This is a genomic window from Wenzhouxiangella sp. XN24, from assembly GCF_011064545.1.
Classification (GTDB): domain Bacteria; phylum Pseudomonadota; class Gammaproteobacteria; order Steroidobacterales; family XN24; genus XN24.
Genome location: NZ_JAAMFG010000034.1, coordinates 1 through 21,574, shown reverse-complemented (window position 1 = coordinate 21,574; position 21,574 = coordinate 1). Strand labels below are relative to the sequence as shown.

Below are 21,574 nucleotides of genomic sequence, written 5' to 3'. Positions count from 1 at the left end.
GCGACGGTGTGCCTTGATTATTCGCGGGATCATCGGCGGCTGGATCCGTCGCGACCGGATCACCAGACGGCGGGACTAGAAGCGGCATCGTTCGCTTACCTGGGTGTATGCGCCCCTTAGCGGCTCTTGTAAGCCGCCCTTGATAGCGAAAATGCCGGTGTCACAAAGAATTCATATCCGGGCGGCGAATTTCACGGCGGCCGAGCAGTTGGCGAAAAAAACGCCGGCGGCCGCAGGAGGCTTCCCCCGGGGTCCTTTGACAAGGCGACACCATCCTGCAAGCATCATCGCTTGACCCGATCTCCAATTAGCCGAGCAACCCGACATGGCAGCCTTCGCTGACTGGATCGCTGCCCACGAAATACTGGTCCGCGGGGCCGCGTTCGTCACCGTCTTCGCCCTGATGGCGACCTGGGAACTTCGCGCCCCGGCGCGCGCCCTGACCCTCTCCAGGAGCCTCCGCTGGGGGAACAATATCGGCCTGGTGGTCCTCAATACCGTGCTGCTGCGCCTGGTCTTCCCGGCCGCGGCGGTCGGCATGGCCGCCTGGGTGGCCGGCGAGGGCTGGGGCGTCCTGAACCAGGTGGCCTTGCCTGCGTGGCTGGCGGTCGTCCTCGCAGTCGTGGTGCTCGACTTCGTCATCTGGCTGCAACACGTGATGGTGCACGCGATCCCGGCGCTCTGGCGCCTGCATCGGGTGCATCACGCGGATCTCGATTTCGACCTGACCACCGGCGCACGCTTCCATCCGCTGGAGATCTTGCTGTCGATGCTGATCAAGTTCGCCGCCATCGCCCTGCTCGGCCCGCCGGTGGTCGCCGTCGTCATCTTCGAGGTGCTGCTCAACGCGACTTCCATGTTCAACCACGGCAATGTCCGTCTCCCCGGCCGTGTGGAGCGAGTGCTGCGCTGGTTCCTGGTGACACCGGACATGCACCGGGTACACCATTCCGTCGAGGACGACGAAACGAATTCCAACTTCGGTTTCAGCCTGCCCTGGTGGGACCGCCTGTTCGGCACCTACCGCGCCCAGCCCCGGGCGGGGCATACGGGGATGACCATCGGCATCCATGGCTGCACCGACCCGCGCCAGGCCTGCTGGCTGACCGGGCTGCTGGCGCTGCCGTTTCGCGGCCGGATCAGCGGCTACACGATCAATCGCCGTTCGTGGGACCCGCCGGAGCCGGAGAATGAGCCGTAACGGTCTCGATCTGCACCCTGGATTCCAGGGTGCGATGCACAGGGCACATGTCGGCGATTTCGTGCAGCCTGGCCCGCTGGGCCTCGTCCAACGCGCCGGTGACGTGTACTTCCCGGCGGAAACGATCCACCTTGCCCTCGCGCGTGCCGCAGTCCGCGCAGTCCGCCGCATGGATCCGGTCATGGCGCACCGTCACGTCGATCGCCTCGGCCGGCCATTTCTTGCGCGCCAGGTACATCTGCAGCGTCATGGACGTGCAGGCCGCCAACGCGGCGCCCAGCAGGTCGTAGGGACCGGGTCCAGCGCCGTCACCACCCAACGAAACCGGCTCATCGGCGATCAATGCATGTCCGGCGACCTGCAACTCGGTCCGGAAGGCGCCCATCCCGGTGTGGGCGAAAATCCTGCCTTCTTCCTGCGGTGCGTCCTGCGGAGCCGCGGCCGTCGAGACGTCCTCCTCGGGCAGGTAGCGCGAGGCCCACGCGGCAACCACCTCTGCGACGTAGCGGGAATCGGCCGTCCCGGTGAGCAGGTGGTTTGCCCCGTCGAGACTGACGAAGCTCTTCGGGTGCAGCGCGTGGCTGAACAGTTCGCTGGCATTGTCGATCGCCACCACCTCGTCCTGCGGCGAATGCATGACCAGCATCGCGCGACGCAGTTTGCGTAACGACCGCGGCATATCGTGTTTGCGCAGGTCCTCGATGAATTGCCGCTTGATATTGAACGGCCGTCCGCCGAGGTCCACGGTCGCCTCGCCGTCCTGCATGATCGACTCGCGATCCGGGCCAAACAGCTTCTCGACGTGATCCGCGCGCGCCGGCGCGCCGATCGTCGCCACCGCCACGCATTCCTCTATCCGGGCCGCCGCCTCCAGTGCGGCGGTGCCGCCCAGGGAATGGCCGACCAGCAAGCGCGGCGCACGGGCCTCGCTGCGCATCCAGTCGGCGGCCGCCAGCAGGTCCTCGATGTTGCTGGAGAAGTTAGTGTCGGCAAAATCTCCCGCGCTCTCACCGATCCCGGTGAAATCGAAGCGCAATACGCCGAAGCCGCGCTCCGCGAGGGCGCGTGAAATCCGCGTCGCCGCCGCGATGCTCTTGCTGCAGGTGAAGCAATGGGCAAACAGGGCCCAGGCGTGCGGCGCGCCGTCCGACGGTCGCGTGATGCGGCCCACGAGCCATTCTCCCCCGGTTCCCATGAAGCGAATGCGCTCTTCGGCCATCAATTTCCCCTCCGCGTGTTTCGTATGCCGCTACCTGTAAGACCCGGCTGCATGCCGAAAGCTTACGGGCCGCGACACGCGATTTCACGGGGACGGGCACACGGCCATCAAAATCGGTTGCGTCTCGGGACTCGGATCCCTAGCGATCCAGGTCGTCGATCAGCATTTCCATCTCCTCGATCTCGCGGCGCTGCGCTGCGATGATCTCGTCCGCGAGTTCCCGCACCCGCGGATCCTCGATGGTGGCGCGTTCACTGGTCAGGATTGCAATCGAGTGGTGCGGAATCATGGCCCGCATGTACGACACCTCGTCCACCGTAGCCTGGCTCCGCACGAGCCATAAAGATGCCGCGAATACCACGGCGCCCAGCACGTAGATGGCAATGTTCACGCGACGATCCGAATACATGTTCCACATGAAGCTCAGCATGACGATCGCCATGGATGCACCCATCAACAGGGCCATGTACAGGCGGGTCTCGCTGAAAAAGAGGTGCCCGAACTCGTAAGTGTTCAAGTACATGAGGCCGAACATCACGACGGTCGAGGTGGCGATCATCGCGGCGAATCGCAGGTAAGATTTCATGGATGCTTCCTTCTGAATGACCGGACCGCAGGCATCGGCCGTGCGGAAGACGGTCGGCCTGCCTTTGCATCAAGTATAGGCAGGCCGAGGCAGGGCGCAGTCAGGACAACGCGGCGCGCGCCACATGTATCGCCCGATTGACAGCGCTGTCAACTTCGTCGAGCATGCTCAACCATGACGCATTACACAACGATGTGCGCGGAGTAGCGCATTGAATTCCCAGGCGGCTTCGCTGCTGGTCATATTCGGCGCCACGGGCGACCTGGGGCAGCGGATGCTGTTGCCTTCGCTGCACAGCCTCGAGCGTGACGGCCTGCTCCCGGAATCGCTGCAGATTCTCTGCTGCGCTCGCAGCAACCTCGATCGCGAGGCTTTTCACGCCCAGGTTGCCGAATCGATCACGCGAAGAACCCCGCCCCAGGATCGAAGCGAGGACAGCGTGCAACGCCTGCTCGCCCGGGTCGACTATCTTCCGGTCGATCTTGAGGACCAGGAGTCGATAAACCGCTTGACCCGCCTTGTGACCGAGCGGCGCACCGGCGAGGTGCTGTTTCACCTGTCGACGGCCCCGCGCTGGTACGGCCACGTGTGCGCCGCACTCGGCGCGGCCGGACTGACTGGCCCGGGCACGCGGGTGATGATGGAAAAACCGATCGGACACGACTTCGCCAGCTCCGTCGGCATCAACGATGCCGTCGCCACGACCTTCGACGAAGGCCGCATCTACCGAGTAGACCATTACCTCGGCAAGGAAGGCGTGCAGAACCTGCTGGCCCTGCGATTCGGCAATGCGCTGTTCGAACCCCTGTGGAACGCCAGGCATATCGAGCAGGTGCAGATCACCGTGGCCGAGACCGTCGGAGTCGAGGGTCGTGCCGGTTATTACGACGAGTCCGGCGCCATGCGCGACATGGTGCAGAACCACCTGCTCCAGTTGTTGTGCCTCACCGCGATGGAACCGCCCTCGCGATTCGACCCGAGCGCGGTGCGTAACGAAAAAATCAAGGTCCTGCGCTCACTGCGGCCCATCCAGGGCGCCGACATCGCCACCCACAGCGTGTCCGGCCAGTACAGCGCGGGAGCCGTGGACAGCGTGGCCGTGCCCGGTTACATAGAGGAACTCGGCGCACCCAGCCGCACCGAGACCTTCGTCGGCCTGCGGGCCCATATCGACAACTGGCGCTGGTCGGGCGTGCCTTTTTACCTGCGCACCGGCAAGCGCATGGCGCGACGTTGCAGCGAGATCTGCCTCCAGTTCCGCGCCGTCCCGCATTCGATCTTCGCCAACGGGGGAGCGCGAGTGGAGCCGAATGCCCTCGTGATCCACCTGCAGCCAGAAGAACACATCTCCCTGCACCTCATGAACAAGGCGCCGGGTCTCGACCGCGGCGGGCTGCGCTTGTCCCAGGTGGCCCTGGACCTGGATCTCGATGACGCCTTCGAAGACGTGCGCCGGCGCGGCGCCTATGAACGCCTGTATATCGATGCCATCGAAGGCAACAGCACCTTGTTCGTCCGCCGTGACGAGGTGGAAACCGCCTGGCACTGGGTGGACGAGATCCTGTCGGGCTGGCGGAACAACGAACATGGCCCGAAACGCTACCAGGCCGGCACCTGGGGGCCCAGCAGCGCCGTGACGCTGACCGAGCGCTACGGTCACAGCTGGCGCGAGTGAATCTCGACGTGAGCTGGACGGAATCGAGCCATGCCGACGCCGAGACGCTTGCGACCCGGGTCGCAGGGCAGTTCGAGGCCCTGGTTCGTGAAGCGCTCGACTCGAGCGGCAAAGCCGTGCTGGCCCTGGCCGGCGGGCGCACGCCTTTTCCGATCTATCGCTGCCTCGCAGAGGCCCGGCTGGACTGGTCGAGAGTATCCCTGGTCGCGACTGATGAGCGTTGGGTGCCGGCGGGTCACCCCGCGCGTAACAGCCGCGAAGTGCGTAACGCCTTCGGCGCGGCTGCCGGCGTGCACGTGCTCGAACTGGTCCCGGCAGCCGTGGGACCCGACGCCGACGCCAATGCCGAACAGGGCGAGACCACGATGGGCGCGGTCAGCGAGCCTTTCGATGCCGTTCTGCTCGGCATCGGGGCCGATGGCCATTTCGCCTCGCTGTTCCCAGGCGCCGCAGAGCTGGCCGCCGGCCTGGATCCGGCCAGTCGCCGATCCGCCCTGGTGGTGAACCCGGTCCCGCTGCCGCCGGAAGCCCCCTATCCCCGGGTGTCGCTCACCCTGGCCCGACTGATGCGTACGAAGCGGCTCTTTCTCGTCGCCACCGGCGACGCCAAGCGCGCCGTTCTCGACCAGGCCCAGTCGCAGCGCAACGGGCCGGACCTGCCGGTCGCGACTCTGTTGCGGCGCGCTACGGTGCCAATCGAAATCCACTGGAGTCCATGATGCCGATTCATCCCGTCATCGAAGCCGTCACGGAACGGATCCGGATCCGCAGCCATCCCAAGCGCAATGCTTACCTGGCGAAGATCGACCGGGCGCGCAGCCAGGGCCCGGCACGCGGCAACATCAGTTGTGGCAACCTCGCACACGGCTTCGCGGCCTCCGCCGGCGACAAGCCGGTGCTGCGCGGGCTGCAACGGCCCAACCTCGGCATCGTGACTGCCTTCAACGACATGCTCTCTGCGCATCAGCCGCTCGAGCGCTATCCCGCGCTGATCAAGCTGGCCGCACGCCAGGCCGGCTGCACCGCCCAGGTTGCGGGGGGCGTACCCGCGATGTGCGACGGCGTCACCCAGGGTCGGCCCGGCATGGAGCTGTCGCTGTTTTCCCGCGACACCATCGCGCTGGCCACCGCCGTGGCCCTTTCACATGACATGTTCGACGCCGCCGTAATGCTGGGCGTCTGCGACAAGATCGTCCCTGGCCTGCTGATCGGCGCGCTCAGCTTCGGTCATCTCCCGGTCATCATGATTCCGGCCGGGCCGATGCCTTCCGGCATCCCCAACCGCGAGAAGGCACGCATCCGCAAGCTTTATGCCGAGGGCAAGGCCAGCCGGGAAGAACTGCTGGAAGCCGAGTCCCAGTCGTACCATGGTCCCGGCACCTGCACCTTCTACGGCACCGCCAACTCGAACCAGATGTTGATGGAGGTCATGGGCCTGCACATGCCCGGTACGGCCTTCGTCAACCCAAACACGCCTCTGCGTGACGCTCTCACGGCGGCCGCCGCAGAACGCGCGTGCACGATCACCGCCCTCGGCGATTGCTACACGCCCATCGGCCGGACCATCGATGAGAAGGCGATCGTCAACGCCATGGTCGGCCTGGCCGCGACGGGAGGATCCACCAACCACGCCATCCATCTCGTCGCGATCGCCCGCGCCGCCGGACTGGTGATCGACTGGAGCGATCTCGACGAGCTCTCCCGCGTGACCCCGCTGCTGACGCGGATCTACCCCAATGGCAGCGCGGACGTGAATCACTTCCATGCGGCCGGGGGATTCGGGTTGCTGATCCGGGAACTGCTGGGTGCCGGATTGCTCCATCCGGATATTGCCTGCGTGCACGGTGGCGACTTGTATGCGCAGGCGCGCGAGCCCTGGCTCGACGGTGCACAGCTCTGCTGGCGGGAGCCGCCGACAGCGTCTCTCGACATCGACGTGCTGCGAACTGCCGCAAGTCCTTTTGCGCCCGAGGGCGGAATCCGCCTCTTGCAGGGCAATCTCGGCCGGGCGGTGGTCAAGATCTCGGCGGTGGCGCCGGAGCACCGCGCCATCCAGGCGCCGGCCCGCGTCTTCGATTCCCAGGACGCCCTGCTGGACGCATTCCGGGATGACACGCTCACAGGTGATTTCGTCGCAGTCATACGCGGCCAGGGCCCGCGCGCAAACGGCATGCCGGAGTTGCACAAGCTCACGCCTGTCCTGTCGTTGCTGCAGGACCGTGGCCAGCGCGTCGCACTGCTGACCGATGGCCGCATGTCCGGCGCGTCCGGCACGGTGCTGGCGGCGATCCACGTCGTGCCCGAAGCCGTAGCGGATGGCGCCATCGGCCGCGTGGTCGACGGCGACCCGATCTCGATCGATGCCGAGCAAGGGCGACTCGATGTCGATGTCGAGCCAGCCACGCTGGCCGCGCGAACGCCCGCCCCGCTGGAACTGGAGACGCATCACGTCGGTTACGGGCGAGAGATGTTCGGCTTGATGCGCAGAGGCGCCGGCAGCGCGGAACAAGGCGCCTGCGCGTTGTTCGACGGAGACTAGTACGCGGGCGCTGGTCGCCGATATCGGCGGCACGAACGCACGGTTTGCCCAGACGAGGAAGCGCAATGAACAAGTGGGATCCGACAAGTCGTGCAGCCGCGGTCGACGCCATTCTGCAACGAGCTCCGGTCTTGCCGGTGCTGACGATCGAACGTCTGGACGATGCAGTTCCGCTGGCACGCGCGCTCGTGGACGGCGGCCTGCCCGTCCTCGAGGTGACGTTGCGCAGCGACGCCGCTCTGGAGGCGATCGCCCTTATTCGCGAGGAGGTTCCGACCGCGATCGTCGGCGCCGGCACGATACTCGACCCCGCGGGGCTGCAATCAGCCGCACAAGCCGGGGCGATGTTCGCGATCTCCCCCGGCGCCAGCGAAGCCTTGTACGTCGCCGGGGCGGAAAGCGCGATACCCTTCATTCCCGCGATCGCGACGGCCACCGAGCTGCTGCACGGCATCGCGGCGGGCCATCGTCGTTTCAAGTTTTTCCCGGCCGAGGCCGCGGGCGGAGTCGCCGCACTCAAGGCCTTTTCAGGTCCGTTTCCCGATGTCCGCTTCTGCCCGACGGGCGGCATCGACGCAGTCCGCGCGCCCGCCTACCTGGCCCTCGGCAACGTGGTGACGGTCGGCGGGTCCTGGATGGTGCCGGCGGACGCCGTGCGCGCTGGCGACTGGCCCCGCATCAGGTCGCTCGCCGAGCACGCCAGCCGGCTGCGCACGGCGCCTTGAGTCCGCGCCCGACGCGCTACGGCTCGAGGCGATACACGCGCACGTAATCCACGAGCATTCGCTGCGGGAAGATGTCGTCATCGATGCCGTCGCGGCTGCGCATGACGTCCAGCGCCCGGATCACGACCCGGTCCTCGACCAGCACATCGAACACGCGCTCGCCCCCGCCGATCGGCTCGTGTTCGGCAAAATGGAAGGTGATGTCGTAACGACCGTTCGGCACAGGCCTCTCAACCCGCAGCGCGCCTTCGCGGAACGTCTCGTAAAGGACGGGGTCCTGGGAGCCTTTGACGTGATCGAGCGTGCCCGTTATTCCTCCGCTGAGCGAGGACTCGGCCTCGTAAGCCGTACCGTCCGTCGCCTGGTAGGCCGGGCCGCCGACGTTGACGGCCCATACCATCGGGCGTTCATCTGCCTGGGCCAGGCCTCCCTTGAGGGTGAATACAACGGATGCCGTCATGGCGAGAATAGCTGCAGATTTCGGGTTCATTGTTGCACTGCGCCTAAGAACATGATGATGCTGCGATTGCAGCACGAGTGACCCTGTCCGGTCCGCCGCGGGCCGCTGGTGCGCGCGTTCGTGACCGGTCCCCTTCGCAACGGTTTACCTAGTGCTGACAGCGCTGTCAACTTTGACTAGAATGGCGCGCATGTTTGACCATGCAGAAAACGGCCAACGGGTCCGCGGCGAATTCGTGGATATCGCCGGCGAACGCTATTACGCAATTCGGCACGTCGACAAGATGCAGCCGTTCTTCGTCAGCGTTGTTTCCAGCGATGACCACTGGCTGTTCGCGTCATCCACGGGCGGCCTTACCGCGGGTCGCGTGTCTCCCGCGAACGCCCTGTTTCCGTACGTCACCGTCGACAAGATTCACGAGAGCATCACGCACACCGGCAGTCGCACCTTGTTGCGCGTCTACGGGGAGCACGGTTTCGAGCTCTGGGAACCCTTCAACCGCGAGCAGGCCGGCCGGCACCCGGTCACGCGGAACATCTTCAAGAACACCCTGGGCAACAAGTTGTGTTTCGAAGAGGTCAATCATGACCTCCAGCTGGCGTTTCGATACACCTGGATGACCAGCCGCGACTATGGCTTCGTAAGAAGCTGCGAGCTGGAGAACCTGGGAGCACGGACGCTGCGCATCGACCTGCTCGACGGCGTGCAGAACATCTTGCCCGCGGGCACACCGCTGTTCACCCAAACCAACGTCAGCAACCTGGTGGATGCCTACAAGTGGAACGAACTGGACGAGTCCACCGGGCTCGCCATCATGACCCTCTACTCCGCCATCACGGACCGTGCCGAGCCTGCCGAGTCGCTGAAAGCCACGACGGTATTCAACCTTGGCCTCCAGGATCCCACGATACTGATCTCCTCCGTGCAGATCGACGCTTTCCGTGCGGGCCTTGAACTGCAGCCGGAGCCTCACAAGCGCGGCATCCGCGGCGCATATCTTGTCGGCGTCCCGCTCCAGTTGCGCGACGGCGAAGTGCAACGCTGGCGCATCGTGGCCGACACCGCGAAGACGCAGAAGGATGTCGTCGCGCTCCGGCGGGCCTTGCGGGAAAAGGCCGAGATCGGCGACGCCATCACCCGCTCTGTCGAGGAAGGCAGCGACAAGCTGGCAAGGATCCTGGCGAGCGGAGACGGGTTCCAGGCCACCGCGGAGGAAGCGGTCTCGGTGCACCACTATGCGAACGTGCTGTTCAACGTTCTGCGCGGCGGCATCTTCTTCGACCAGTACACGGTTCGTTCGAGCGACTTCTCCCGCACCCTCCGGCACTTCAACCGGGAGGTCCACGCACGCCACCGGGAGCTGCTCGAAGGGCTGCCGCCGGAGCTGGGCGTGGAGGAGCTGCTGGCGCGGGTGGAGGCTTGCGGGGACCCGCAATTGCTGCGCCTTGCCGGCGAATACCTGCCCCTGACATTCGGCCGCCGGCATGGCGACCCCAGCCGGCCATGGAACCAGTTCGCCATCCGGCTCAAGGACGATTACGGCAATGCACTGCTGTCCTACGAGGGTAACTGGCGCGACATCTTCCAGAACTGGGAAGCCCTGGCGCTCAGCTTCCCCGGGTTCATCGGCAGCATGATCGCCAAGTTCGTCAATGCCTCGACGATGGACGGCTACAACCCCTACCGCATCACCAAGGAAGGGATCGACTGGGAGGTCGAGGACCCCGCCGATCCCTGGAGCTATATCGGTTACTGGGGCGACCACCAGGTCATCTATCTCCAGAAGCTGCTGGAACTCTCCAGCCAGTTTTATCCGGAGTGGTTGCCCGGCATGCTGCGCGCGCCCCGATTCTGCTACGCCAACGTTCCTTATCGGATCAAGCCCTTCGAAGCCTTGCTCGAAGACCCCAAGGCCACCGTGCTGTATGACGAGGACCTGGCGCAAAGGATCGAGCATCGCGTCGCCACGCTCGGCGCCGACGGCAAGCTGGTGCTCGGCTCCGACGGCCAGGTTCGGCTGGTGAACCTGCTGGAAAAGCTGCTCGTGACATTGCTGTGCAAGCTCGGCAACCTGGTCGTGGACGGCGGAATCTGGCTGAACACCCAGCGGCCGGAGTGGAATGACGCCAACAACGCGCTGGTCGGTCACGGATTGTCGGTGGTGACCCTCTGCTACATGCGTCGCTACGTGCGTTTCCTCTCCCGGCTGCTCGCGACGGAGGACGGCTCATTCACGCTATCCGCCGAGGTGAAGCAGTGGCTCACGGACACGGCGTCCGCCCTGCACGGTCTTCGCGCGCAGCTGCAGCCCGGTCGCGCCAGCGCCGAACTGCGCTACCGGGCGCTGGCCGAACTCGGGCAGGCTGCGAGTCGCTATCGGGATGCCGTGTACGGGCTCGAGGGTTTTTCGGGCCAAATCGAGCAGCCGGCGAGCGAGATCCGCCTCATGCTGGAGGATGCGCTCGCAGTGATCGACCACGGCGTCGAGGCCAACCGCCGCGAAGACGGCCTGTTCAATGCTTACAACCTCATGGACTTGCGCGACGGCGCTGCAGAGACCGAAAGCCTTTACCCGATGCTCGAGGGCCAGGTGGCAGCGCTCAGCTCAGGCGCAATTCCCGCTGCGGAGGCGGCGACGCTGCTGGAGTCCCTCTTCGGCAGCAGCCTCTACCGCCCCGACCAGCACAGTTTCATGCTCTACCCGGACCGCAAGCTGCCATCTTTTCTGGAAAAGAACCGCATCAGCGCCGCCGAAGCCGAAGCGATTCCGATGCTGCGCCGGATGTTCGACAAGGGCGATGAGCGTATCGTGGCGCGCGACGCCGAGGGCTGTTATCGCTTCAGCTCGGAATTCAGGAACGTGAGCGATCTCCATGCGGAGGTTGACCTGCTCGTTGCCGAGTACGGCACAGAACTGGAGGCCGCACGCCCCGCCCTGGTCGCGCTCTATGAGTCGGTGTTTCATCACAAGGCTTTCACCGGCCGTTCCGGGACCATGTTCGGCTTCGAGGGCCTTGGCTCGATCTACTGGCACATGGTGTCCAAGCTGCTGCTGGCGGCGCAGGAGAATTTTTTCGCAGCTCTCGACCACGACGCTGACGCCGAAGTGCAGCAGCGCCTTGGGGATCTTTATTACCGGATCCGGGAGGGCATCGGCTTCAACAAGACCCCTGCCGAGTACGGCGCCTTTCCCACTGATCCTTACTCCCACACGCCGGGGCACGCGGGCGCGCGGCAGCCTGGCATGACCGGCCAGGTCAAGGAAGAGATCATCACGCGCTTCGGTGAGCTTGGCCTGCGCGTGGCGGACGGCCTGGCGCGCTTCGAACCGGCGCTGCTGCGTCGGCAGGAATTCAACGGCCAGTCGAGGGATTTCCGCTACCTGGACACCGAGAGCCGCTGGCAGCATATCGAGGTGCCGGCCGGCGCCCTCGCCTTCACCTGGTGCCAGGTGCCCGTCATCTACCGCCTGGGCGCCGTGAACTCGCCTGCACTGACCATCACCAGGAACGACGGCAGTGAACAACGCCTGGAGCAACTCAGCTTGACGGCGGAGGACAGCGCCGCGCTTTTCCGCCACGGCGGCAAGATTCGCCGCATCGAGCTGACCCTCGGCGCAAGCATGCTTTTCAATACACGGCACCACTGAGGACTGCCAATGTCCAATCACTACGCCCGAAAGACCTCGCTGGCGGGGATCGATGCATCTGCCGTCTCGCCCGAGGAGTTACAGCGCACGCTGCGGGAGATCCTGGCGGGAAAAATCCATGGGCTTTGTTTCAGCCCCTACCTCGAGGGCCAGGAACCGGGAACACAGTTGCAGGCCGACCAGCTGCGCGAGCGGCTCAGCATCATCCAGCCCTCGGTGCACTGGATCCGGACTTTCTCCTGCCGGGAGGGCAACGAGCTTACGCCACGCATCGCCAAGGAGGCCGGCCTCAAGACCCTGGTGGGCGTCTGGCTGGACGAAGATCGCACGGGGAACGAGGCCGACCTCGCTAATGCCGTCGAGGTAGCCCGGGCCGGCCATGCAGACATTCTCGCCGTGGGCAACGAGGTCCTGCTCCGCGGCGAGCTCTCGGAGGACGAGCTCATCGATTACATCGAGCGTGCGCGAGAGGCAGCCCCCGGAGTGCCCGTGGGCTATGTCGATGCCTACTTCAAGTTCGTCGATTATCCCCGCGTCACCGCAGCCTGCGACGTGGTGCTCGCCAACTGCTATCCCTTCTGGGAAGGCTGTCCTGCAGAGCACGCCCTGCTGTACATGAAAGACATGTACCGTCGAGCCCTCAAGGTCGCGGCAGGCAAGCGGGTCATCATCAGCGAGACCGGCTGGCCCAACATCGGGACCGCAACCGGGGGCGCCGTGCCGTCCTACCAGAATGCCGTGAAGTATTTTATCGACACCTACCAGTGGGCCGAGGAAGACGGGGTGGAAATTTTCTATTTCTCCTCCTTCGATGAAGCCTGGAAAGTAGCGGCGGAGGGCGACGTGGGGGCTTACTGGGGACTGTGGGACAAGCACGGCAGCCCCAAGTATTTCTGAAAGGCTGGATGGCGCCGGCTGGAGACGACGGCTATGAGACTCGAGCACGGCAACGCGATCTGTTATTCCGGGTATCGGCACGGGCAGAGCCCGGTCGACCAGGTCTACCCTTCGTACGATCAGGTCCATGAAGACCTTCGCATCCTGTCCCGCAACTGGGGATTTCTGCGGCTCTACGATTGCAGCCCGCACGCGGAGCTTGTCCTCGAAGTCATCCGGCGCGAGCGCTTACCCTTCAGGCTGATGCTCGGACTGGACATGGCCGCCGAGATGAGCAATCCGCATTGTCCCTGGGGCGCAGAGTTCAGCCCGGAGACGCTCGCCGGCAACCGCAAGCGCAACGAGGAAGAAGTCGAGCGGGCCATCCAGCTGTCACGCCGCTACGAGGATATCGTGTTTGCGGTCTCCGTCGGCAACGAGGCCAGCGTCGAGTGGACGGACCACATGGTGCCGGTCGATCGCCTGGTGGCCCATGTTCGCAAGCTCAAAAGCGCGATTCCCCACCCGGTCACTTTCTGCGAGAACTATGTCCCGTGGACTTACAAGCTCGAGCCTCTTGCCGCGGAACTCGACTTCATCTCGGTGCACACCTACCCCGCGTGGGAGTACCGCACCATGGAAGATGCGCTCAGCTACACCAGGCAAAATTACCTGTCCGTGGCCGATCATTATCCGGGCAAGCCTGTCATCATCACGGAGGCTGGTTGGACCACAGCCTCCAACGGGCGGGGCATCGAGCCGTGGAACGCCAACGAGGAACTGCAGCGCGATTATTACGAGCAGCTCATGGAGTGGACAAATGCCGCGCAGATTCTTACCTTTGTGTTCGAGGCTTTCGATGAGCCGTGGAAGGGCTCTCCGGATCCGCTCGAACCGGAAAAGCATTGGGGCCTGTTCACCGTCGAACGGCAGCCAAAGCTCGTAATGCAGGGAATGTATCCATAGCGGAAGCGGGTTAGGATGGCCCAAATGGTCAAATCCAATATCGACGACGTTGCCCGACTCGCCGGAGTCTCGCCCAAGACAGTGTCCAGGGTGATCAACAGCGAGCCGAACGTGCGCGCATCGACGCGCGAGCGGGTCGAGAAGGCCATCGACGCGCTCCAGTACCGGCCGAACCAGTTCGCACGCAACCTCGCCAGCCACCGCTCCCGGCTCATCGGGCTGATCTACGACGATCCCAGCGCATATGAGGTGCCGAGCTCGGGCTATGTCATCCGGCTGCAGGAAGGCACCCTGCGCGCCTGCCACGCGGCCAATTACGAATTGCTCATTCATCCTTGCCGTTATCGCGACAAGGACGTGGTGACGGAACTCGAAGCACTGATCAGGCACATCCGGCCCACCGGGATCATCCTGGCCGCCCCGCTATCGAACATGCCCCGCATCGTGCGCGCCATCCAGGCGAGCGGCACCCCGGTTGTGCGGCTTTCCCCCGGAAAGGAAGATGGAAAACAGTTCTGCGTGGCTACCAACGACCGCGAAATCAGCGCGGAGATGACCCGACATCTCGCTTCCCTGGGGCACCGCCGCATTGCTTTTATCAAGGGAAACCGCCAACACAAGGCGGTGGGCAACCGCTATCTCGGGTATCTCGACGGTCTCCGGGACAGCGGCCTCGAGGTTCGCGATGAGCTGGTGGCACAGGGCGACAACTCGGTCGGCAGCGGCGAGGCGGCCGCCGACCAGTTACTGGGCCTCAGCAAGCCCCCGACTGCGATTTTCGCAGCAAACGACGACATGGCCGCAGGCGTGATGCGTGTCGCAGCACGGCAGGGTATAGAAATCCCCGCACGGCTCTCGGTAGCGGGCTGCGATGACATTTCGCTGGCACGCCAGTTCTACCCGAGCCTGACGACCATCCGGCAGCCGATCGCCGCCATGGCGGAGCTCGCGACTTTGGCGCTGGTGGACGGCTCCCACAAGGATTCTCTATACAAAGGCGTCGCCGTTGTGCCCGCTCAGCTGCGAATCCGCGAGTCGACCGGCCCGGCACCATCCGAAGCACGATCCTGAGGACGCTCCCGAGCGCTCGTCGTCAACGTCAGCGGACGTAGCGGATCCCGTCAAGATAGACCGTCACCGGGGTGGCGCGTCCGGTCATCGTGACCACGAATCCCGTCTTGATGCTCGAGAGATCAGCCCCCTTGAGCGGCACCGTGTAGCGCTGCCATTCACGGGTCAGCACGATGCCGTCAACCTTGCGAACGACGGAATCGGGATGCGCCTTGTCTTCTCCGAGCAACCCGACGCCGAAGCTCACGTTCTCGCCGCCGTACTCCCCCCGGGCCCAGAGCTCCAGCTCCCGGGCGCCACGGAGATCGTAGCCCCCTTCCTGGTCGCCCCAGTTGTTCGGTGGGTGCTGCCAGGCGACTCCCACCCAACCGAAAGGTTTCTCGAAGCGCAGCCGGATGCTGCGTGCGCCCCGATGGAACTTGCCGGCGTACTCGCCGTCCAGCGACAGATGCTCGATGTCGCCCATCCAGCCCGACGGTACCCAGGGCATCCCGGCGAGCGCATCCTCGTACACCGGGAACGGCAGCGGCATGCGAGCTTCGCCTTCGACAAGCAGCGGGATGTTGGCGGTGGCTGCGTGCCCGGCCCCGTCGTAGGCATACAGGAACAGGCGATAGGGTCCCGGCTGTTCGGGCATGCGAACCCGTGCGCCGTCGATGCCTGATTCCAGTACGGCGCCCTCGATGACGGGCATGTCTGCGCGGAAATCACCGCCGGTCAGGTAGTCGGACGATTCCGGCCGCAGTTCCCAGCGGACGCGGATGCCGCCGTCTTCCGGATCTTCCACGGACGCGCGGACCACGACTACCGCACCCGGTTCTGACCTTGTCGGGCCGTCCACCGACAGCGGTGCCGCACGCGGAGCAAGGTCGTCCGGCTCTTCCCCCGACCAGATCCCGGTCATGACATCGACAGCCGCAGTCTTCGCGCCGTCCTCCAGAAACATCCCGAACCACGTCCCGGTCGCCTCCATCTTATGGCCCCAGAGGAAGGCATAGCCGCCGAGTGCCAGGCCGGGAGCCGCATCGACGCCCCGCTCCCAGCTTTCGCGGTAGGACGATGCCTTTTCGGCGCTGGTCTGCTCCAGCGGAGCGCCCCACTCGGTGGCGGGCATCTCCCAGGGACCGACGGGACCGAACTCGGTCAGCACGAACGGCTTCGTTGCGCCGCCGTCGCGCAGCAGCCGTGGCACCAGCGGCGCGCCACCGTAGGCATTGATGCCATGGATGTCTATGGCGGGGCTGCGGCGATGAACCCATTCGATGCGCTCACCATGGACGAAGGTCGTGACCGTCATCGTCGGATGGTGAGGATCCAGCCGCTTGACCAGGGCGGCGACCTCGTTCACGGCGCTCCAGACGGCTGGATTGCCGCCGTCGTCAAACCCTTCCATCTCGTTGCCGAGCCCCCACAACAGCACGGCCGGGTGGTCCTTGTAGCGAAGTACAATCTGCCGCACGCGCTCGAGCTGCTCGGCCACCTGCTGCGGGTCATCGTAGTCGAAGCCGTGCCGCTCGTGACCCAGCCAGATCCCGACGGTCACGGTGAGGCCGAGCGCATGCGCCTGGTCGAGCAACGGCTCGAGATCCTCGGCATCCCAGGTGCGCACGGAGTTGGCACCGGCGGCCGCGAGCAACTCCAGTGAGTGGTTTCCGCCGGCGCCACGGATGAAATAGGGCTCGCCGCCGCGAAGCAGTTGCCAGCCTTCCTCCGTCTGCCGCAATTCAACGGGAACCGCTTCCGCCATGACCGGATTCCAGAAAAGGGAAGGCCCCGCGATCAGCAGGGCCTTGATGAGGGCTTTACCAAGCACTTCGCGCCCGCTCAACCTCCGTTGACTGACACTACCCCGTTGTTGAAATCCGGCGGCGTGGCCGGCTGATAGGAATACCCCCAGTCCAGCAGGACTTCTAACACGAGGATCGGGTCACCCGGAACCACGCGCCGGAAGCCAGTGGCCTCCGTCCGGTACAGGGCGTCCGCCGTGAGTTCGTTGAGCGGAATGGAAAATGGCACGGGTTCGCCGTCGGGGCTAGCCGCCGGGCAGCATTCGAACACCGTGACCGAACTGTAGAAATTGTCCAGCACGGACCGGTAGGCCTTGAGTGCCTGCTGCCGGACCAGTTCATCCGTCGAGATGGCGTTGCTGTTCGCGTCGTATAACTCGTGCAATGCAAGCGCGGTGTAATACTGGTTCTCTCCGGAGGGCCGCTGCGCCAGCGCGGTCGCCCAGAAGTAGAACCGTGCTTTCGCACCTGACGGACCTGGCGGCAGCGCGTTGAACAGGTCGAACTTGTTGTCGGCGTCCGGGTTGTTGACGTCGAACTCGATGATGGTGGTCGTGGCGAACGGGTTCTCCGGGTCCTCCATGACGCAGGTCTCCGGGTGGACGCCGATGTTTTCGCAATAAAGATCCAGGACCACGTCCGTCGGCAGGACGATGGTATTGATCAGCTCGCCGTCGCTCTCGTCACGCTCGCCGCTGCAGCCGGCGGAAACCAGCGCTGCCGTACCCAGCAGCGCGAGGAGCAGGTGCTTGCCGCGAGCCGGCCTGGCGGATTTTCGATTCAGCTCTCTCATTCCAATATTACCTCGGCTGTGCATGCACTTTGCTAGAACTGATAGATGAAGTAGACGTTGACGCTGAAGATGTAGTCGCTGCCCGGGAACTCTTCCTCAGACTCCGATCCCTCGCCGAAGGACCGGTACAAGCCACGGACACCGATCCTGGTCGCATGCTGCTCAGAGACACTGTCCGCGATCGCCGTGTAGCCCGGTCCGAGCAGGTAGGAGTAGTCCAGCTCTACCTGTTCCGGGAACGTGACGTTGAACTGGCGGTAGAAGTCGTACGGCCCCCAGCGGTCCTTCATGAAATAGCCCGACAGCCTGTGCTTGCCGCCCCAGACGGCCTTGCCATGCAGCTCCCAGAATTTCTGGGTCCCACCGTCGGGGCTGCCCGTCGACTGCTGGAAGCCCCGGATCCCCTTGAATATCAGCTTCGTCCGATTCTTCGTATTCATGGTCACCCGGCTCGAAAGCAGCCAGACATCCTCGGCCGGCAGTCCCTCTCCGAAGGCCACGTTCGACTCGTTGGGCGCAAAGAAGAAGCGATAGGAATCGGTCGCGGTCGGGTATTCCGTGTAGGTGCCGCCGAAGTCGATCGCGAACGGTGCGTCTTCCCGCCACTCGTTGTCCCAGTCGTAGTAAGGCGTCGCGCCGGTCGGATCCCAGGTGAAATAGATCTCACCCGAACGCGCCTCGCGGTTGCCGAGGACTGCGAACGGATCCGCATCGCGGTTACGCGGGTTGGTCCCGGGGGACAGGATACCGTCGATGATCTCCGGCTCGATGAGCGGGTTCGCGTGAACCAGGTTGTCCCGGTACATCACCCGCGGGAAGACCATCCAATTACCGAAAAACATCTGCGAGCCGGCCTCGAACTCCTGCTTGTTGCCAAGGCCGGAGTACGGGAGGTTGCTCGGGTCCAGAACCCCGTAGACTTTGTGATGCTGGCCACCGTCCGCCACCAGCCCGGCATGGTGCGCCGAGAGGTAGGTGCGCGTACCTAAAAGGGGCAAGGTGAGCTTGGCCTTCACGCCGAGCGTATCCTTCCAGTCGATCTCGTCCAGGTAGACATTGCCGGCGTCGTAACGATCGAACTTGTCGCCGACCTTCTCCGTAGCCGCCATGATTCCGCCGAATTCGAGTTCCCAGCCGTTCACGAATTCTTTTTTGCCGTAGATCGTCGTCTGCCGGGACTGCGGCTCAGTCTGACCGGCGCCGCCCACCGACCGACCCAATCGCGCGACGTCCTCGGAGTGGATGAACGTCCAGTCCATGTCCGCCAGGCCGAAATCATATTTCAGGACCGCCTTCGGGTTGGCGCCCCAGTAAACCTCAGGGCCGAACAGAAGGGTCAGGCCCTCCAGGCTGCCCTTACCCCTGATCTCGACACCCGAGGGTGCGTTGGCATCCCAGATATCGATGCCCGCGATGTCCGTGGCCTCCTGGACCAGGCCGAAGAAATCGCCTTCATAGCCCCAGTGGAAACGAGGGGTGTGATAGAAAGCTTCCAGGTCGAAGGCCTCGCCCCGGTACTCCGCACTGAAGTCATAGATCTCTATGCGCCGGCCGTCGTCGATCTTGATCGGAGTCCGCTGAGTGCCCTCGATCTCTTCAGTAGCCACGAAGATCTCGCGTTCCAGCCCCCGGTCACCGTAGCTGAACTCGAGCGGGCGCTTGTCTGCGACGTTGCCGAGCACGTTGAGCGTGAACTGGCCTTCAAGTTTCGAGTTCGGATTGAATGCGAAGTCAAGGAACACCATCTGCCCATCGCTGAAATCGATGGCGTTCTCCCCGTCCTCCTCGATAGGCCGATCCTCGCCGCGCGCCACGAATTCGGCCTGGAACCTGCCGCCCGTCAACCTCAGCGCGCGGCTCACCTCATTGGCGTCGGCCTTGACCCGACGAACGTCGCCCCTCAGCTCGTAATAGTCCACGTCCATGCTGGCGAACATAGAGTTGATCTCGCTACGCGATGCCTCGTATGGATCCAGCGAGAAGATTTCCTTCATCACGTCGTAGGCCATGCGCGGGATCGCCTCGTACACCCCCTCCGCATTCGGCAGGCCGAGCGCCGCAATACCGAACCACTCCTCGTTCATGTTGTTGCCGTCCGGGGTCCAGTCGAACAGGTACGCCTGGTTCGACCACGAGGCATTCGTATCCTGGATGTCGAGGTTTTCAGTCTGCAGGTATTTCCACCACTCGTCGCGCCATTCGAAGATGTAGCCGCCGATCGCGTTGCCCTCTTCGCCCTTGCCGTAGGACTTGTTGTACATCTCGTGCCACTGTTCCTTCAGAATCAGCGCCTGGGCCGCCTGGTCCTCCTGGAAGGTGCGGGCATTGAACGCATCGCTGCCAAACTCGAAGAACACGACCGGCAGGTCGAGTTTCTCTTCGACGCGCTGCCACAGGTCGGTGAAACTCGTGCCGCGGTAGACGTTACTGCCGAGAATGTCGAGAGACGGAACGAGTTCCGCGATGAGATCGATGTACTGGATGTCACCGTTCACGATGCTGAACGGATGATTCGGGGCGATCTCCTTCCCCGCGGAGATGACCTCTTCGTACAGGCTGTACAAGTAGCGGGCCTTGGCCGTGTTCTGCTCGCCTTCCGGCAGGTTCTCGATCTCGAAGCTCGACCACGAAAGGCCGTAGTTGCTCTCGTTGCCGAACGCAAACATCAGCACGCCGGGGGTGGCCTTGTAGCGGCGCACGAACTCCTGCATGTCCCGCTTCAGGATTTCTCGGGTGCGTGGATCAGAGTAGTCGGTGAACGGCACCCATTGCCCGTCGATGGAATAGCCGTAACGGCCCATCAGCGGATTGATGACGCTCATGATGCCGTGTTCACGGTAGATGTACTCCACCCACTCGGGCGGGATCGTCGTGAAGCTCCGGATCGTGTTTACGCCCATCTTCTTCATCAGGCCGAAGTCGTAATCCAGCACCTTGCGGATGAAGTCGTCGGGCTCGTTGAACAGCCCGTAGGTGTAGTTCTGCCCCCGCGGCGAGTAGCTCCAGACCACGCCCTTGACGTAGAAGTCCTCGCCATCGACCTTGAGTTTCCAGCCCTTCTCGTCCTTGTAGGTCTCGACCTTGTTCACCTGCGCATGAGTCACGTCGGGAGCGGCGAAGATCAGTACGGCCGCCAGCAGGCTGCCGAAAAAGGCCATACGGTTGGAGAAGCTTGATTGGGCCATAGCGACTACTCTTGCTTGAGATTTGACTTCTTGGTGGATGTCGATTCGGCTTGAATGCCCTGCCGGCCTGACCATCAGTTGGCCACGATGGAGACGTTGTCGATGGAGATGTCCGAGACGCATCCGGCAACGGCCCCGCAGATCGCCGTCAACTGCAATGACACCCCGCCACTGACATCAGGGCCGATGGCGATGTTCAGCGGACCCACGGTGGTCCAGTCCGACGGGAACCCGGCGCCCTCGCGAATGATTTCCGTCGCAGAGACGCCGCCCCCGCTCAGCTCCGAAAAGAGCCTGATGTCAACAACGCCGCCATTGGCATCGCTGCCTTTCCAGTCGAAAGACACCGTAACCTGTTGGCCGGGCGTGAGGTCTCCAGCTCCCAGGTTGGCCGCTTTGAGTGTCGGATTGCCCGCGGCAGTGATATTCAGATTGGCCGCAAAACTGCCGGACGCACTGTCGTTCGTCGTCGTGATCGTCCCGCCGTTCGGCGACGCCTCCCAGCCGCTCAGGTCACCGGTCTCGAAATCGCCGTTGACCACCAGCTCGCCGGTCGCACCGCCGCCTCCGCCGCCGCCCGCGGTTCCGGTGAAGCCGATATCGGTCAACAGGAGCGTGAACGGCGCCGCCTGGCCGCCCAGCGGGCCGAGCAGGAAGCCCTGGTTGCCGGCGATGGTCGCCGCAAAATCGCTCATCGGGATCGATACCTGCAGCCAGCCGTTGCCCAGGTCGGTCACGCCACTGTAAGTCCCGAGGTTGTAAACCTGGCCCGTGTCGCCGTTCTCAATGAACTTGACCTCAAAGGCCGCCAGGTTACCGGCGTCGCCCTTCACCTTGAACAC

General features: G+C 64.1%; 16 protein-coding genes. 9 read left to right on the top strand and 7 right to left on the bottom strand.

Going from position 1 to position 21,574, the window contains the following annotated elements:
* Window positions 1-325: 325 nt before the first annotated feature.
* Window positions 326-1,201 carry a sterol desaturase family protein gene (locus G6032_RS07835; protein ID WP_165281596.1) on the top strand — a complete coding sequence of 292 codons (876 nt, stop codon included), beginning with the start codon at window positions 326-328 and terminating at the stop codon, window positions 1,199-1,201.
* Here G6032_RS07835 and G6032_RS07830 read toward each other — a convergent pair.
* Together G6032_RS07830 and G6032_RS07825 are read right to left on the bottom strand one after the other, a co-directional pair.
* Window positions 1,155-2,420 carry a bifunctional alpha/beta hydrolase/OsmC family protein gene (locus G6032_RS07830; protein ID WP_165281595.1) on the bottom strand — a complete coding sequence of 422 codons (1,266 nt, stop codon included), beginning with the start codon at window positions 2,418-2,420 and terminating at the stop codon, window positions 1,155-1,157. The two genes, G6032_RS07835 and G6032_RS07830, sit on opposite strands and share 47 nt — an antisense overlap.
* A gap of 139 nt (window positions 2,421-2,559) precedes the next feature.
* The gene (locus tag G6032_RS07825; RefSeq protein WP_165281594.1) at window positions 2,560-3,006 is read right to left on the bottom strand and encodes a DUF305 domain-containing protein; all 447 of its coding nucleotides are present in this window, start codon (window positions 3,004-3,006) and stop codon (window positions 2,560-2,562) included.
* Between the two features lie 211 nt (window positions 3,007-3,217).
* Here G6032_RS07825 and zwf point away from each other — a divergent pair, with 211 nt between their 5' ends.
* The 4 genes from zwf to eda all read left to right on the top strand — a co-directional run bounded on the left by zwf (window position 3,218) and on the right by eda (window position 7,945).
* Window positions 3,218-4,681 carry a glucose-6-phosphate dehydrogenase gene (gene zwf, locus G6032_RS07820; RefSeq protein WP_206211886.1) on the top strand — a complete coding sequence of 488 codons (1,464 nt, stop codon included), beginning with the start codon at window positions 3,218-3,220 and terminating at the stop codon, window positions 4,679-4,681.
* An 8-nt stretch (window positions 4,682-4,689) separates the two neighbouring features.
* Window positions 4,690-5,400: a 6-phosphogluconolactonase gene (pgl, locus tag G6032_RS07815; RefSeq protein WP_165281593.1), complete on the top strand. Its 711-nt coding sequence runs from the start codon at window positions 4,690-4,692 to the stop codon at window positions 5,398-5,400.
* A gap of 5 nt (window positions 5,401-5,405) precedes the next feature.
* A complete protein-coding gene (edd, locus tag G6032_RS07810) occupies window positions 5,406-7,220 on the top strand; it encodes a phosphogluconate dehydratase (RefSeq protein ID WP_346763803.1) in 1,815 nt (604 codons plus the stop codon).
* 65 nt (window positions 7,221-7,285) lie between these two features.
* Entirely contained in the window at window positions 7,286-7,945 is a 660-nt protein-coding gene (gene eda / locus G6032_RS07805; protein WP_165281591.1) for a bifunctional 4-hydroxy-2-oxoglutarate aldolase/2-dehydro-3-deoxy-phosphogluconate aldolase, read from the top strand.
* A gap of 16 nt (window positions 7,946-7,961) precedes the next feature.
* Here the strand turns inward: eda and G6032_RS07800 are convergent, their stop codons facing one another.
* Window positions 7,962-8,405, bottom strand: coding sequence for a malectin domain-containing carbohydrate-binding protein (locus G6032_RS07800; protein WP_165281590.1), 444 nt, complete (start codon window positions 8,403-8,405; stop codon window positions 7,962-7,964).
* Window positions 8,406-8,595: 190 nt separating this feature from the next.
* Between G6032_RS07800 and G6032_RS07795 the strand changes: the two genes are divergently transcribed.
* From G6032_RS07795 to G6032_RS07780, 4 genes are read left to right on the top strand one after another with little or no spacing between them, the layout of a single operon-like run.
* Entirely contained in the window at window positions 8,596-12,054 is a 3,459-nt protein-coding gene (locus G6032_RS07795) for a hypothetical protein (RefSeq protein ID WP_165281589.1), read from the top strand.
* 9 nt (window positions 12,055-12,063) lie between these two features.
* A complete protein-coding gene (locus G6032_RS07790; protein ID WP_165281588.1) occupies window positions 12,064-12,951 on the top strand; it encodes a glycosyl hydrolase family 17 protein in 888 nt (295 codons plus the stop codon).
* A gap of 33 nt (window positions 12,952-12,984) precedes the next feature.
* Entirely contained in the window at window positions 12,985-13,896 is a 912-nt protein-coding gene (locus G6032_RS07785) for a glycosyl hydrolase family 17 protein (protein WP_165281587.1), read from the top strand.
* A 15-nt stretch (window positions 13,897-13,911) separates the two neighbouring features.
* A complete protein-coding gene (locus G6032_RS07780) occupies window positions 13,912-14,967 on the top strand; it encodes a LacI family DNA-binding transcriptional regulator (RefSeq protein ID WP_206211884.1) in 1,056 nt (351 codons plus the stop codon).
* Between the two features lie 28 nt (window positions 14,968-14,995).
* On the opposite strand, the gene G6032_RS07775 is transcribed toward G6032_RS07780, so the two are convergent.
* From G6032_RS07775 to G6032_RS07760, 4 genes are all read right to left on the bottom strand, one after another.
* Window positions 14,996-16,795, bottom strand: a complete 1,800-nt coding sequence (locus G6032_RS07775) for a glycoside hydrolase family 2 TIM barrel-domain containing protein (RefSeq protein ID WP_165281586.1) — start codon at window positions 16,793-16,795, stop codon at window positions 14,996-14,998.
* Window positions 16,792-17,547: a hypothetical protein gene (locus G6032_RS07770; protein ID WP_165281585.1), complete on the bottom strand. Its 756-nt coding sequence runs from the start codon at window positions 17,545-17,547 to the stop codon at window positions 16,792-16,794. Before G6032_RS07770 ends, G6032_RS07775 begins: the two co-directional genes overlap by 4 nt.
* 32 nt (window positions 17,548-17,579) lie before the next feature.
* A complete protein-coding gene (locus tag G6032_RS07765) occupies window positions 17,580-20,732 on the bottom strand; it encodes a hypothetical protein (RefSeq protein WP_165281584.1) in 3,153 nt (1,050 codons plus the stop codon).
* Between the two features lie 74 nt (window positions 20,733-20,806).
* Window positions 20,807-21,574 (bottom strand): carbohydrate binding domain-containing protein (locus G6032_RS07760; protein WP_206211883.1); only part of this gene is annotated, 768 nt, incomplete at its 5' end.

Bases quoted from the DNA above. Each gene is read 5' to 3' on its own strand.
- G6032_RS07800 (WP_165281590.1), bottom strand. From the start codon at position 8,405: ATGACGGCATCCGTTGTATTCACCCTCAAGGGAGGCCTGGCCCAGGCA.
- G6032_RS07830 (WP_165281595.1), bottom strand. From the start codon at position 2,420: ATGGCCGAAGAGCGCATTCGCTTCATGGGAACCGGGGGAGAATGGCTC.
- G6032_RS07835 (WP_165281596.1), top strand. From the start codon at position 326: ATGGCAGCCTTCGCTGACTGGATCGCTGCCCACGAAATACTGGTCCGC.
- G6032_RS07825 (WP_165281594.1), bottom strand. From the start codon at position 3,006: ATGAAATCTTACCTGCGATTCGCCGCGATGATCGCCACCTCGACCGTC.
- G6032_RS07780 (WP_206211884.1), top strand. From the start codon at position 13,912: ATGGCCCAAATGGTCAAATCCAATATCGACGACGTTGCCCGACTCGCC.
- G6032_RS07785 (WP_165281587.1), top strand. From the start codon at position 12,985: ATGAGACTCGAGCACGGCAACGCGATCTGTTATTCCGGGTATCGGCAC.
- G6032_RS07765 (WP_165281584.1), bottom strand. From the start codon at position 20,732: ATGGCCCAATCAAGCTTCTCCAACCGTATGGCCTTTTTCGGCAGCCTG.
- eda (WP_165281591.1), top strand. From the start codon at position 7,286: ATGAACAAGTGGGATCCGACAAGTCGTGCAGCCGCGGTCGACGCCATT.
- G6032_RS07770 (WP_165281585.1), bottom strand. From the start codon at position 17,547: ATGAGAGAGCTGAATCGAAAATCCGCCAGGCCGGCTCGCGGCAAGCAC.
- G6032_RS07790 (WP_165281588.1), top strand. From the start codon at position 12,064: ATGTCCAATCACTACGCCCGAAAGACCTCGCTGGCGGGGATCGATGCA.
- G6032_RS07795 (WP_165281589.1), top strand. From the start codon at position 8,596: ATGTTTGACCATGCAGAAAACGGCCAACGGGTCCGCGGCGAATTCGTG.